The 12964-nt window shown below is 64.7% G+C and carries 12 protein-coding genes and 1 pseudogene; 9 read left to right on the top strand and 4 right to left on the bottom strand.

Annotation, left to right across the window (positions count from 1 at the left end; translation table 11 throughout):
- Nucleotides 1–90: 90 nt before the first annotated feature.
- Entirely contained in the window at nucleotides 91–1080 is a 990-nt protein-coding gene (locus FB547_RS28075) for a Bug family tripartite tricarboxylate transporter substrate binding protein (protein ID WP_145746916.1), read from the top strand.
- Between the two features lie 85 nt (nucleotides 1081–1165).
- Here the strand turns inward: FB547_RS28075 and FB547_RS28070 are convergent, their stop codons facing one another.
- Nucleotides 1166–1813, bottom strand: coding sequence for a TetR/AcrR family transcriptional regulator (locus tag FB547_RS28070; protein ID WP_186454269.1), 648 nt, complete (start codon nucleotides 1811–1813; stop codon nucleotides 1166–1168).
- Nucleotides 1814–1927: 114 nt separating this feature from the next.
- Between FB547_RS28070 and FB547_RS28065 the strand changes: the two genes are divergently transcribed.
- The 8 genes from FB547_RS28065 (at nucleotide 1928) to FB547_RS28030 (ending at nucleotide 8802) form a co-directional block, all read left to right on the top strand.
- A complete protein-coding gene (locus FB547_RS28065; RefSeq protein ID WP_145746914.1) occupies nucleotides 1928–3676 on the top strand; it encodes an FAD-dependent monooxygenase in 1749 nt (582 codons plus the stop codon).
- Nucleotides 3673–4227: a VOC family protein gene (locus tag FB547_RS28060; protein WP_261380425.1), complete on the top strand. Its 555-nt coding sequence runs from the start codon at nucleotides 3673–3675 to the stop codon at nucleotides 4225–4227. The genes FB547_RS28065 and FB547_RS28060 overlap by 4 nt, the downstream gene beginning before the upstream one ends.
- Before the next feature lie 66 nt (nucleotides 4228–4293).
- Nucleotides 4294–5256 (top strand): ABC transporter substrate-binding protein, encoded by a 963-nt coding sequence (locus tag FB547_RS28055; protein ID WP_186454268.1) that lies wholly within the window; start codon nucleotides 4294–4296, stop codon nucleotides 5254–5256.
- A gap of 11 nt (nucleotides 5257–5267) precedes the next feature.
- Complete coding sequence (locus FB547_RS28050; RefSeq protein WP_145746912.1) at nucleotides 5268–6047, top strand: ABC transporter permease; 780 nt, start codon at nucleotides 5268–5270, stop codon at nucleotides 6045–6047.
- A gap of 2 nt (nucleotides 6048–6049) precedes the next feature.
- Complete coding sequence (locus FB547_RS28045; protein ID WP_186454267.1) at nucleotides 6050–6880, top strand: ABC transporter ATP-binding protein; 831 nt, start codon at nucleotides 6050–6052, stop codon at nucleotides 6878–6880.
- A complete protein-coding gene (locus FB547_RS28040) occupies nucleotides 6877–7623 on the top strand; it encodes an ABC transporter permease (RefSeq protein ID WP_145746910.1) in 747 nt (248 codons plus the stop codon). Before FB547_RS28045 ends, FB547_RS28040 begins: the two co-directional genes overlap by 4 nt.
- A gap of 10 nt (nucleotides 7624–7633) precedes the next feature.
- On the top strand, nucleotides 7634–8416 hold the full coding sequence (locus FB547_RS28035; protein ID WP_145746909.1) for a fumarylacetoacetate hydrolase family protein: 783 nt from the start codon (nucleotides 7634–7636) through the stop codon (nucleotides 8414–8416).
- The gene (locus FB547_RS28030; protein ID WP_145746908.1) at nucleotides 8413–8802 is read left to right on the top strand and encodes a nuclear transport factor 2 family protein; all 390 of its coding nucleotides are present in this window, start codon (nucleotides 8413–8415) and stop codon (nucleotides 8800–8802) included. Before FB547_RS28035 ends, FB547_RS28030 begins: the two co-directional genes overlap by 4 nt.
- A gap of 413 nt (nucleotides 8803–9215) precedes the next feature.
- Here the strand turns inward: FB547_RS28030 and FB547_RS28020 are convergent.
- The 3 genes and pseudogenes from FB547_RS28020 to FB547_RS28010 all read right to left on the bottom strand — a co-directional run.
- A pseudogene (locus FB547_RS28020) lies at nucleotides 9216–9425 on the bottom strand (Arm DNA-binding domain-containing protein); the annotation flags it as partial.
- Between the two features lie 260 nt (nucleotides 9426–9685).
- Complete coding sequence (locus FB547_RS28015; RefSeq protein WP_145746907.1) at nucleotides 9686–12019, bottom strand: sensor histidine kinase; 2334 nt, start codon at nucleotides 12017–12019, stop codon at nucleotides 9686–9688.
- Between the two features lie 6 nt (nucleotides 12020–12025).
- The gene (locus FB547_RS28010; RefSeq protein WP_145746906.1) at nucleotides 12026–12853 is read right to left on the bottom strand and encodes a DNA-binding response regulator; all 828 of its coding nucleotides are present in this window, start codon (nucleotides 12851–12853) and stop codon (nucleotides 12026–12028) included.
- Nucleotides 12854–12964: the final 111 nt, after the last annotated feature.

The raw sequence follows: 12964 nt of genomic DNA, 5'->3' as shown, positions 1-12964 counted from the left end.
AGTGAAATTATCGTATTTTGACAATAGAACGTATTTATCTATCATCCGATCTCGTGCAAACGGCACGCAAGATCAATAGGAGACAAACCGATGAGAGTTCTGAAGATAGCGGCCCACCGCTGGCTGGCCCTTGGCGTGTTGGCCGCGGCAGGCGCCGTGGCGAGCGGCGCGGCGGCGCAAGCGGAATACCCGAGCAAGGCGGTGCGCATCATTGCCCCCTTTCCCGCAGGCAGCGGGCCCGATGCGAATGCGCGCGAGATCGCGGCCGAACTCACGAAGATCCTGGGCCAGACCTTCTTCGTGGAGAACCGGCCTGGCGCCTCGAACATCATCGGCACCGAGGTGGCTGCCAAGGCGCCGGCCGACGGCTACTCGCTGTACATCGGCACGACCAGTTCGCTGTCGGTGGTGCCCCACCTGTACTCGAAGCTGCCCTTCAACGCCGAGAAGGATTTCGCGCCGGTCAGCCTGCTGGGCGTGCTGAACACGGGGCTCATCGCCACGCCCGGCGTCGAGGCGAAGGACGCGCGCGCGCTCATCGCGGCACTCAAGGCCAGGCCCGATTCGGTGGCAGTCGCAACCGCAGGCATTGGCAGCTATTCGCACCTGTCGGCGGTGTGGTTCAACAATGCCGCGGGCGTGAAGACCAATCTCGTGCCCTACAACAGCACCAGCCCCTACACTGATCTGATTGCGGGCCAGGTGCAGGCGATGTTCGATGGCCTTCCCGCTGCCGCCGGCAGCATCCGCGCAGGCCGCCTGAAACTGCTGGCCATTACCGGCAACAAGCGGCACCCGAGTTTTCCGGACGTGCCCACCTTCGCAGAAGCAGGACTGCCAGACTACGCCCCGATCGCCTGGCAGGGCATCCTCGCGCCGGCCGGCACGCCGAAACCTATCCTCGAGAAGCTCAGCGCCGCCATGCGGAAAGCTTGCCAGTCCGAGGAACTGGCAAAGAAGTGGCGCGAGTACGGCGGCGAACTGCGCTGCGACACGCCAGCGGAGTTCGCCGCGTTCATCCATGCAGACCGGCAGATGTGGGGCAGGGTGATCAGGCAGGCCAACATCAAGCTGGACTGACGCGACTTCGCAGATTGGGAGCGCGGACCACGTTGGCCTGAGTGGGCATCACGCAGACGCAAATCGAGGCGTTGGGCGAGGAGCCTCAGGCATTCCGATCGAGCTCTACCGAGAGCACCTCAGAGGCCAGATGGCCAAGCTGATGGAGCGTCAACTCCAAAACTTCAGATTCACTCACTGACCGGTCCGCGAGCCACGCCAGAACGAGCTGATCGTGGAATCCGATCCAGGCACGCATGCACGCTCGAACCTTCTTGGTGGGGCTCGAAATCCCCAGGACTTCGCATATTCGATCGATCGCTTGCTGTCGCGACGCCTCCCAGATCTCTGCAACCTCCGCATTGATTGCGAGGTTGTGGGAGCGCGCTCTAAAAAGCGCATCGCCTTGCCGCTGCTTCACGGCCTTCAGATGTGCGCGCAGGAACGATGTCACTTGTTCGCGTGCGGTGCGGCCGCGAAACGAGTCTTGCTGAACCTTGTTCATCTTCTGCGCCGCGGCCCTGCTGACCTCGGCGTACAGACCTTCCATCGATCCGAAGTGATGAAAAAGCAGGCCGTGGGCGACCCCGGCCTCGCGAACGATCTCTGCGGCGGAGACGTCTAGAAACCCGCGGGTCGCAAAAAGGCGCTCAGCCGCTTCCAGGATTCGTTGCTTACCCGAAGGCTTCCGCTCGGGCGTTTCCCGGCTGGGGTGACCGGGAGAAATCACGGTGTCAATCATTGTTTCGATCATATGTCTGCTCGTGCACATGAGCCTCGCAAGCCTCAGGGAAAACCAGCAACCGCTGCTGGCCATCGCCGTCATAAACTGACTGACAGTCAATCAATAGTGGGGCAAACTTAAATCATGGTGAAGCAAACGGGAAACGCCATTGCTCCCAGCTACGACGTTCTGATCGTTGGCGGGGGGCCTTGCGGGTTGGCTGCGGCCATTGCGCTGGGCCGCTGCGGGGTGCGCACGCTTCTCGTCGAAAAACATCCGTCGACGAGCTTTCATCCGCGCGGCCACGTCGTCAGCGCAAGGACGATGGAGATCTTCAGAACCTGGGGGCTCGAGGACGCGGTTCGCGCCCGCGGCATTCCGCATGATCGGAACCAAGGCGTCATCTTCGTGCGGGCCGTTGCCGGCGAGGTGATCGGCGAGATCCGCACCCGCGCCGATCGAGAGCGGAATCGACTCTTCGAAACCTACGGGCCGAGCGCGAAGACGTCTTGCCCCCAGGATGCGTTGGAGCCGGTGTTGCGACGCGCTGCCGACGATCAGACCGGTGTTGATGTCATGTTCGGGACCCTGCTGCAAGGCCTCGAGCAGGATGAACGGGGTGTATCGGCGAAGCTCACCACAGGCGACGGCGCCACGCGCATCGTTCGTGCGCGCTACGCCATCGCGGCCGACGGCGCACGCGGCGCGCTCCGCGAGCAACTGGGCGTTCCTCTAGGCGGCGAAGCGGCGCTCGGCCATCAGATCGGCGTCTACTTCGAGGCAGACCTGTGGCCGTGGGTGGCGAATCGTCCCAACCTGCTTTGGTGGATCTACAACCCTGCGACCGTCGGCGTGATGATCGCGTTGGACGGCCGCAACCGCTGGACGTACAACTTCGGCTACGACGCCACCAAAAACACACCGGAAGACTTCACCCCCGAGCGTTGCGCCGACATTGTGAAATCCGCCATCGGCGTGGATGACCTTCGACTGCAGGTCAAGGATGTTCGCGCATGGCGCATGCAAGCGCGCATCGCGGAGAAGCTGCGCGTCGGAAGAATCTTCCTTGCAGGCGATGCCGCGCATCCCTTGCCACCCACCGGCGGGCAGGGCATGAACACGGCGATCGGCGATGTCCACAACCTGTGCTGGAAACTCGCGCTGGTCCTCCAGGGCGTGGCCGACGAAGACATCCTCGACTCCTACGAAGCCGAGCGCCTGCCCGTGATCCGGTTCAACGTGGCGCAAAGCGTGCGCAACGCGCGACGCATGGAATCCGCGGGGTTGGGCGGCATCATGAAGACGCACGAAGACTTCTGCGAAGACGACATCTCGCACATGCGCGATGCGATCCCGGGCCAACGAGAGCACTTCGAATACCACGGACAGACGTTCGGCTACGCCTACCGGTCGCCCCTGGTCTTCGATGAAGGAAATCCGGCGCAGCCCCGCGACGTCAATACTTACGATGCGACCGCCGCACCAGGCGGGCGCGCACCGCACTGCTGGCTGAAGCTACCCGAAGGCGGGCCCACGATCTCGACGGTGGATCTGTTCAAGGATCTGCGCTTCACCCTTCTCGCTGGCCGCGATGCGCAGCCATGGATCCAGGCGTTCGCAAAGGCCGCCTCCAAGGCCGGCATCCGTTCGCAGGCGTTCGCCGTGGGTGCGCATCGCGACCTGCTGGACCACTTGGGCGCGTTCCACGACCTCTACGAAATCTCCCCGCGCGGTGCCGTTCTCGTACGTCCCGATGGCCATGTCGCATGGCGCGCCAAGGAGGCCATGCCCCATCCCGACCGAACGATGGCGCAAGTGATCGGCGCTTTCGCGTCGAAACCAGACCGGCGGGCTGCTGAGTCTGAGTCACAACATCCGGAGGTACACGCGTGAATTCAATTCCTGCCGTCGCCACGAAATCGCCGAGGCGATTGGCCCACATCGCACTGCGCACCAACCACCTGAGCGAGCTCATCGATTGGTATTGCAAGGTTCTCGGGGCGCATGTCGCCCATGCCTCCGACAAGGTCGCATTCCTGACCTACGACGATGAACACCATCGGATCGCGTTGATCGGACTTCAAGACTATCCGCCGCAGGACGGGACGGTCCGCGTCGGCTACTTCCACACGGCCTTCGCCTACGACTCGCTGGCCGACCTGCTCGACAACTTCGTGCGCCTTCGACAACTCGGGATCGTTCCCCATCGGTCGATCAATCACGGGCCCACGGTCTCCTTCTATTACGCGGACCCCGAGGGCAATCAGATCGAGTTGCAGGTGGACAGCTTCCCCGATGCCAAGGCGACCAATGCCTGGCTCGGGAGCGAAGCGTTCAAGCGCAACCCCATCGGGATCGAGTTCGACGCGGACGAAATGCTGCAGAAGCTGCGCGATGGTGTTCCCGAAGTCGAATTGATGCGACGGCCCGATTCCGTCCTGTAAGCCATTCAAACAAGGAGACAAGTCATGCTCAACAAGTATCTGAGGGACGCCGCCATCGGCGTGGTCATGGCCGCGGCAGCGCTGGCCGCGACCGCCCAACCCGCGAAGGCGAAACTGGTGCTTCCCGCCGTCTCCATCCTTTTCGCGCCGGTCTACATCGCGGAGGATGCCGGCTATTTCAAGGATGCAGGCGTCGACGTCGAGATCAGCCAGCTGGCCGGCCCCGCGGCGCTCAATGCGCTGATCGGCGGCAGCAGCGACTTCACCACGATCGCCGGTCTCATTCAACTGCGCGCGGCCCAGCGCGGCCAGAAGACGCTGGCGATCGCCGGCCTTCAGGAAAACGCGACCACCGAGATCGTGCTGTCGGCGGCAATGGCCGAACGCCTGGCCTCCGCCAAGACACCGGTGGACAGGGCCCGCGCGCTCAAGGGCCTGACGCTGGCCGTGGATGCCGCCAATGGCCTGCCGCATGCCTACCTGCGATTCGTCGCCCGACAGGCGAGCATCGATGCCGACAGGGACATCCGCCTGGTCTTCATTGCGCCGCCCGGAATGGACGCAGCCTTGCAGAAGAAGGAGATCGACGGTTTTGTCTTTTCCAGCCCCTTCACGCTGGAAGCCGCGCGGCGAGGCGCCCACCTCTGGATCAGCGGGCCCAGAGGCGATTTCCCCGAGGTGAATCCGACGACCTACAACGTGCTGGTCGCCCGCGACGGCTTCTGCCGGAGCGCCACCGCCACCTGCCGCCACATGGTCGGCGCGCTCGACCGGAGTCTCGCGCTCATCACTGCCGAGCCCCAGAAGGCACTGGCGTTGCTGTCCAAGCGCTTCGAGAAGATGGACCCCGAGCTTCTGAAGCAGGCGTTCGAGAGTTTTCAACGCAACACCCCGGCGCGATCGATGCCGATGGGAACAGCGTTCGAGCACACCGTGGACGTGATGTTCGGTCCGCAGGATGACAAGGCGGCACTCAAGGCGCTCGCCAAGAGCCTCTACACCGACGACTTCGTCGGCTCCGGCAAATAGGTGGGCCCAAAGTGAATCGTCGTCGCCTTTGGACGGACAGGATCGTTCTGGCCTTCGTGGTCCTGATCGCGTGGGAGGCCGTGGGCCGTCTCCGCGGGGCCTACTGGATCAGCTCGCCGTCGCTGGTTCTGGAAAGAATCTGGATGCTGATGCTGAACGGCGACCTCTGGTTTCATGGGCGGTTCACGCTCGGCGAGGCATTGGGCGGTTTCCTCCTCGGTGCGATCCCCGGCTGCGCGGTCGCGATGGCACTGCGTCGGCATCCCTTCTCGCGCGCGGCATTCCTGGGCGTCGCCGCCATCGGGTATGCCATTCCCAAAACGGCGCTCGTGCCTCTGTTCATCTTGTGGCTCGGGGTCGGGCCTGGGGCGAAGGTCGCTCTGGTGGCGGCAGCCATCTTCTTCATCGTCTTCTACAGCACCCTGGACGGGGTCGACGCTGTCGATCAGAAGCTCCTGCTGTCGGCGCGTGTTTTCGGTGCCTCGGAATCGCAGTTGCTCAGGCATGTGGTCTGGCCTGCCGTCGTCCCGTACGTGTTCGGCGGTCTGCGGGTCGCCGTTCCCTATGCCATCGCAGGTGCCATCGTCGGAGAAATCATTTCGTCGAACCGCGGCCTCGGTTACCTGGCGCAGTTCGGCGCCACGGATTTCGACACTACCCTGGTGCTCGTGTCGCTCGTGACTGTGATGCTCATCGTTCTTTCGGTCAGCGCCGTCTTGTCGCTGATCCAGAAGCGCCTGCTGATCTGGCAAACCAACCTGTCGCAGGGCGCGCGCACCGTCGGAGCATGACCATGAAAAGAGACAGCCCCGAAAGAGCCCTGACCGACGTCCTGCTGCAGCTGCGGCGACTCGGAATCTCGTACGGCACGCACGATGACGACGAACGCCGCTGGATCCTGCGCGACCTGGACCTCAGCGTTCGAGAGGGCGAGTTCGTGACCGTCATGGGATCCTCTGGTGCGGGGAAGTCGACGCTTCTGAATCTGGTGGCCCAAACGCTGCGGCCTTCTGCAGGTCAGATCGCCTTTCGAGGAAAAGTCGTGGGCGGTGCCGACATACCGCCAAACCCTGGCAGCAGCCGCCAGATCGGCTACGTCACGCAGGATGACAACCTGCTGCCTTGGCGTACCGTGTGGGACAACGTGATGTTTCCGCTCACGCTGGCCGGCAAACCTTCGCAATCGGATGTCGATCGGGTCCGACGGCTGATCGACCAGGTCGGCCTGTCGCAGTGGACGAAGCACTATCCGCATCAGCTGTCGGGCGGCATGCGCAAGCGCGCATCCCTGGCTCGAACGCTCGCCTACAACCCGCCGGTCGTCCTGATGGACGAGCCCTTCGGCGCGCTCGATGCCGAGACACGGACGCAATTGCAATCCGATTTGCTCGAGCTGTGGGCGTCCGAGAAGAAGACGATCCTGTTCGTCACGCACGACATCAACGAAGCCATCGCATTGGGCGATCGCGTCATCGTACTGTCGGGTTCACCCGGGCGAGTCGTGCAGGAGCGCCGCATCGACATCGATCGCCCGCGCGACCCGGAACTGATTTTCAAGGCGCCGACATTCGCGGGGCACTACGACGCCATTCGCGATTGTCTCCGGAGCGCCGGCCAGCCATGACCAAGCAGAAGATGCTTGCTGCGAAAGCGCTGGGCCTTGTCGCTTTCGCGTCGGTGTGGGCGCTCGCGAGCCGTTGGGTCGGCGATTACTGGGTGCCAGGGTTGGGGCAGGTTGCCGGACGGATGTGGACAGAGCTGCTGGCAGGAAGGCTCTTTGCCGACCTCGCCGCTACCAGTCAACTGCTGCTGGCGGGCACGTCCATCGGCTCCGTGTGCGGATGCGCCGTCGCATCCATGCTGAGGCTCGCCCCGCGGCTCGACATGCTGGTGCAACCGTTCATCACGGCCGTCATGAGCATTCCGAAGCTGGGCCTGGTCCCCTTGCTCGTGCTCTGGTTCGGGACCGGCTGGGTGCCCAAGGTGATGCTGGTCGCACTAACGGTCCTGTTCATCGTCTTCTCGCTGACCTACGCCGGCCTAGCCACGGTGAATGCGCGCTTGGTCATGACGGCGCGAGTGTTCGGCGCCAGTTCGTTCCAGCTGACACGGCATGTCGTAGTTCCGAGCGTGCTTCCTTTCATCTTCACGGGACTTCAAATCGCCTTGCCCTGGGCAGTCAGCGCGGCGCTCGTTGCCGAGTACCTCGCGGCCAAGGTGGGAATCGGGCACGGCATCGAAGAGGCGCGGCAACTGAGCGATTCTGTGGGGGTGTACTACGGAATCGTCCTGGCGACGGTCCTGGTCCTGCTTTGCAACGGGGTGCTGGCGTTCGTTCGCAAACTGGCCATCAAGGTTCAACCATAGGAGCGACGGCATGAAGATCTACAAGTTTCTGGAGGAAGGCCGACTGCAGTTCGGCGTGCTGGAAGGGTCGGCAACCGTCCGGGGGCTGAAGGAATCGCCCTTCGACGGGCCGATCGAGCCAGGCGAGAGGACATGGCCGCTCGCGAGCCTGACTCTTCTGCCGCCGACGGTGACGCATCCGCGCATCTTCGGCGTGGGCTTCAACTACAAGTCCCACATTCTCGAGACCGGCCGCGAGCTTCCGGAGATTGCACCGCTCTTCATGAAGCCGGACACCGCCTTGATCGGCCACGGCGAGCGCATCGTTTACCCCGAAGGCAGCACGGCCGTCCACTACGAGAGCGAACTGGTCGCGGTGATCGGACGCAGAGCCAGGAACGTCGCGCGCGCAGACGCACTGGCGTACGTGCTCGGCTACACCTGCGGAAACGACGTGAGCGAGCGCACGATCCAGCGGCAGGAGATGGCGATGGGGCTCATGACCATCGGCAAGGCGTTCGACACATTCGCGCCGATCGGCCCGTGCATCGAGACATCGGTCGATCCTTCGAAGCTCCGGATGCTGGGGCGCCTGAACGGGGCTGTCGTGCAGGACTGCGAAACGTCCGACTTGCTCTTCAGCGTCGATGCACTCGTCGCTTACCTGAGCAAGTCGATCACCTTGATGCCGGGGGACCTCATCATGACCGGAACGCCCGGCGGCGTGGGTCCGCTGCGGCCCGGCGACACCTTCGAGATCGACATCGAAGGCGTGGGAGTGCTGAGCAATGACGTGGTCGCGGAGAACACATGACCATGAAGAACTCCGCCGTGGAATCGCAGGTTATGGCGGCCGACGAAGCCAGGTACCAGGCGTTGTACCGGCGGGACCTGGACGCTCTCGAGCGGATGCTCGCCGACGACTACGTCCATATTCACGCGAACGGCGAGATCGACGACAAGGCCGCCTTTCTGGCGTCGATCGAGGCAACGAGATACCGCTTCGTCGCTGCCCGGCGCTCCGAGCAACGCGTTCGCATCAGCGGCCCTGTCATCCTGTTGAGCGGCAAGACCAGAACGACCCTGGATGTTGGAGGTCAGACCAAGCTCATGGACAACGCCTTCGTGACGGTCTGGACCCAGACCGAGAATGGTTTGAGGCTGCTGCATTGGCAAGCCACCAAGGTCCTGGAAGCCTGAACATGCGCTTCCAGCAGCTGAAGGGACAGGGACGCAGGCAGGGAGTGCGCTTCGCAATGCCAGACCTGATAGCACCAGCGCCCTTGCACCTGTTCGACGCCGGCAAAGCTGATGGTGTTGTACGCGCAGGCAACCAACTCGGGGCGCCAGAGGATGCCCAAGGGCGGTGCCAGATCACTGGGCGTGCATGCCACAGGCCAAGTTGCGTCCGTCCTTCAACTTCCCGCAACACCAGCATCCCACACGCCCAGGCCTGATCTACGAATTCACGCTCGCTCAGCCGGGTGCCGCCGCGGTAACGCGGTCTCATCTTGTGGCCTCATGCGCCGTCCCGCGGCTTCGGCAGCAGGCCTAGGATGCCATGCATCACGGCACGAATGTGGTCGCCGGCGTTACGGTCCCAGTCGCCGTACAGCAAGCAGTTCGCGGGCCTTGTCGCGCCGTTGCCGTGCCTTCGCGAGCGAGACCGCGGGGTAGACGCCCAAGGCCAGCGTCTTCGCCTTGCCGTTGAACCGGTAGTCCATGCGTCAGTACTTGCCTGCCGCCTTGACGCGCAGGTACATGCCGCCGCCGTCCGCGTAGCGCTCGCCGATCTCGGTGCCATTGTGCTTCACTTGCCTCACGAAAGGGCATTGGGTTTTTCTCCTTGCTGTCGGTGCCTGGCTTTGGCGGCAGCGCAGATACCTGCAGAAGTACCGACGAGACATGCCTTGCCCCGATCTGTCTCGGCGCAAAGAAAACCCCGCTTCTCCTCGAAGGAGAGCGAGTTTCAAGGCAATTCGGAACTGCTCGGAAATGGGAGATGGCCTGCCCGCATCAGTTGTGTTCGTCCGCATCGCCGCCGTCATCATCGCGTCTCGCAAGGCCCAGCTGACGGTCAAAACTATCTCCGGATACTTTCTAGATGGTGCGCGGGCGCCGCCCGCGCAATAAGGCGGATCTGCTCGAAATCCAGCCGATCGAGCGCCTGGCGAAGCGTCTGCGCCAGCGGCTGGCTGTGTGCGTCCGCGGCCAACCGGTTCACCCATTCGTGCAGATCGCTCCATCGCCCATCGCGGGCCAGCACCTCGAGTTCCTCCTTCTGCGCCGGCGACAGCGGCGTCAATGCCGGCAGCGACCGGCCACGCGCCCTCGGCGTTGCGCGCGGGATCGGCGCGGAGACTGGGTGCGGCGGCGGTGCGGATGGCGCATCCGATGAGGGCGCAGGCCCGGTCGACAGCGAGAAGGCGATCCGCGTTCCCGTGCCCATGCCGCTGTGGATCGCGAGTTGTCCGCCCATGCGCTGCACGATGCGCTGCGCAATCAACAGCCCGAGGCCGCCGCCCGCCAAGCTCGGTGCGTTGCCGGCCAGCAGGCGGCTGATGCGGTCGAGCGTGTCGGGGTCGATGCCCGTGCCGCTGTCGGTCACCTCGAAATGCAGTTGCCAGGCCTCGCCGAAAGGTTGGGCTCGCAGCCGCAGTCCGATGGCGCCGTTGCGCGTGAACCTGGCCGCGTTCGACAGCAGGTTCAGCACCACCTGCTGCAGCCGCTTGCCGTCCAGCCGGACCAGGGTCGGAAGCTCGCCGTCGATCGTCAGTTCGAAGCTGTTGTGCTGCCGCTGCGCGAGCGCGTCCGCGTACCGCGCGATATTGTCGATCAGCGTGCGCAGCTGCACCGGCTGCGCCTCGACGGCCAGCGGCGCCAGCTCGCCCTTGGCATAGTCGACCAGGTCGTCGATGAGCTCCAGCTGGTAGGCCGCGCTGCGTTCGATGGTGGCGAGCTGCGCGGGCGCGGGCGTGCCGCCGGCGTCCTGCATCAGCTTGAGGCTCCCGAGGATGGTGGCCACCGGTGCGCGCAGGTCGTGGCTGATGTAGGCCAGCAGTTCCTTCTGCTCGCGTGTGCGCTGCTCGGCCTGGCCCAGCGCCTCGCTCAGGGCGCGGGTCTTGCGCGCCACTTCTTCGTCGAGCCGCTGCTGCTCCTGGGCCTGCCACAGCAGCAGCGTCTGCTGCGCCGCATTGCGCTGGCGCGTCTCCCGGAACGACCAGGCCGTGATCGCGAAGGCGGCGGCCAGCATGCCCGGGAATGACAGCGCATCGTGGTCGAAGCCGGACATCGGGTGCTCCGCGAACATCATCGCCGACATGTGCACCAGCATGCCCACGCAGATCAACAGCATCACGAGCAAAGAGAGCCGACCGCCCGGGCCAACGCGCCGCTGGTAGATGAAGATGCAGGCCGTGAGTGCGAGCACGATCAGCAGCGCGTTCACGATGCCGATGGCCGCGAAGCTCGCGTAAGGGCCGAACAGGGTGCCCAGCAGCACGGCGATTTCGACACCCGCCAGCAGATGCAGCAGCGGGCGCCCGGGCACGCGCACCGGGCTCCGGCGGCTGTGCTCGTGAAAGTACAGCAGCAGGCACAGCGCCGTGGCCGCCAGCAACACGCCGTGGCTGCGATAGCTCCAGCCGGTGCTGTCCGGCCACAGCGCAATGCGCGCATAGCCGCGGTAGGTGGCCTCGTACAGCGCCAGCAGCGCAAAGCTTCCCGCCTGGAACGCGGGCATCGGCGCGCGCGAAATCCACCACAGCGCGGCCGAATACACCGCGAAGGCCAGCAGCCCGCCGATCAGCAGGCCGCTCAGCAGCGCGTGGTTGCGTTCGAGGTGATGCCAGGCCTCTTCGGTGTGCAGTTCCGGCACCAGCTGGATCTGGTCCGTGCTCATGACCCGCACCTGCACCCGCACCGACTCTCCCGGCTGCAGGTCGATCCGCAGTTGCGGAATGCGGTCGTGGCGGTGCGTCGCATCCATCGGGTCGGACACGCCGGCCTGCGCATGCGTCCACGCGGGTTGCCCGTTGCGCATGCGCAGCAGGTGGAAGTCGACATGCCGCAGCCACGTCGCGTCGAGCCCGAGCCGTGCCGTGCGGACGTCCGGCGTGTCATTGACCAGCGACAGGCGCAGCCAGATGGCCGATGACGAAAACCCGCGCACCAGCTGGTCGGGCGTGGCGGGCACGAAGCCGTTCGCGCCACCGCTCGGCAGCGCGAACACCTCGCTCGCCGACAGGCGGGCCGTCGGGTCTTCCAGCACCTCCACGGTCTGCGCGACGGCGATGTCGTCGCGGGCCAGCGCGCTGACCTTGATCGCTTCCACCGCACGGGCCGCGAAGACGCACAGCCACAAGGCCAGGCCGAGCAGCAGGCAGCTCGTCCATCGGGACAGGCGCGCCGGCTGCATCGCGCCTCAGGTGCCCGACCGGCCGGCGCCGGCCTGGCGGCAGGCGGAGGGCGTGCAATCGAAATACTCGCGAAATGCCGTCGCGAAATTCGCGGCGCTGGAGAACCCGACCGCCGCGGCGATCTCCTCGATGCGCATCGCCGATTCGAGCAGCAGGCGCTGCGCCTCGTGCAGCCGTGCTTCGCGCACGAACTCGAAGACCGTGCGGTCCGCAAGCTCCTTGAACACGCGCGACAGGCGCTTCTCGTGCGTGCCCACGCGCGCAGCCAGCTCGCGCAGCGGCGGCACGTGGCTCAGGTCGGCCAGGATCAGGCGCTCGGCTGCCTGCAGGAGCGCGTGGTCCATGCCCGCGCCCGCCGCACCGCCATCGTTCGCCGCGGGGCGGTCGGGCGGCGGCGCAGGTCGTGTCCCAGCGGCGGTGCGCGCCCTGCGGGATTCCGCGAGCGCCAGGTGGATTTCGATGCGGGCCATCACCTCGGCCGGGTCGAAGGGCTTCACGATGTAGTCGACCGCGCCGGCCCGCAGGCCCGTCAGGCGTTCTTCCAGGCTGGCCGACGAACTGACAAAAATGACCGGGATATCCGCCGTGGTGGGGTTGGCCTTCAGCAGGCGGCAGACGCTGAAACCGTCGGTGCGCCCCAGGCGCACGTCCAGCAGCACCAGGTCCATCTGCAGCGTCGTCGCGCGTCGGTAGCCCTCCATCGCGTCGAAAGCGAGCGTGATGCGGTAACCGGTACCCCGCAGCGTTTCCAGCAAGAGCTTGAGCTCGTCAACGTTGTCGTCGACAACGAGAAGATGAGCTCTCCGGGGCTCCGGCGCGGACCAATAGGACATGGGCAGGAAGGGCGCGGACACGGCGTTTGCACGCCCGGTGACCGAAACAATGTAACCAAAATATTAATTAATCATTGTCACAAGAAATGCCATTTCAACCAATGACTGGTA

Source organism: Variovorax beijingensis, from assembly GCF_007828835.1.
Classification (GTDB): domain Bacteria; phylum Pseudomonadota; class Gammaproteobacteria; order Burkholderiales; family Burkholderiaceae_C; genus Variovorax; species Variovorax beijingensis_A.
This window is presented reverse-complemented; position numbering and strand designations above follow the sequence as displayed.

What these genes read in the sequence shown, in the direction of transcription:
- FB547_RS28075 (WP_145746916.1), top strand. Translation starts at nt 91, where the DNA reads ATGAGAGTTCTGAAGATAGCGGCCCACCGCTGGCTGGCCCTTGGCGTG.
- FB547_RS28070 (WP_186454269.1), bottom strand. Translation starts at nt 1,813, where the DNA reads ATGATCGAAACAATGATTGACACCGTGATTTCTCCCGGTCACCCCAGC.
- FB547_RS28065 (WP_145746914.1), top strand. Translation starts at nt 1,928, where the DNA reads ATGGTGAAGCAAACGGGAAACGCCATTGCTCCCAGCTACGACGTTCTG.
- FB547_RS28055 (WP_186454268.1), top strand. Translation starts at nt 4,294, where the DNA reads ATGGCCGCGGCAGCGCTGGCCGCGACCGCCCAACCCGCGAAGGCGAAA.
- FB547_RS28045 (WP_186454267.1), top strand. Translation starts at nt 6,050, where the DNA reads ATGAAAAGAGACAGCCCCGAAAGAGCCCTGACCGACGTCCTGCTGCAG.
- FB547_RS28040 (WP_145746910.1), top strand. Translation starts at nt 6,877, where the DNA reads ATGACCAAGCAGAAGATGCTTGCTGCGAAAGCGCTGGGCCTTGTCGCT.
- FB547_RS28035 (WP_145746909.1), top strand. Translation starts at nt 7,634, where the DNA reads ATGAAGATCTACAAGTTTCTGGAGGAAGGCCGACTGCAGTTCGGCGTG.
- FB547_RS28030 (WP_145746908.1), top strand. Translation starts at nt 8,413, where the DNA reads ATGACCATGAAGAACTCCGCCGTGGAATCGCAGGTTATGGCGGCCGAC.
- FB547_RS28015 (WP_145746907.1), bottom strand. Translation starts at nt 12,019, where the DNA reads ATGCAGCCGGCGCGCCTGTCCCGATGGACGAGCTGCCTGCTGCTCGGC.
- FB547_RS28010 (WP_145746906.1), bottom strand. Translation starts at nt 12,853, where the DNA reads ATGTCCTATTGGTCCGCGCCGGAGCCCCGGAGAGCTCATCTTCTCGTT.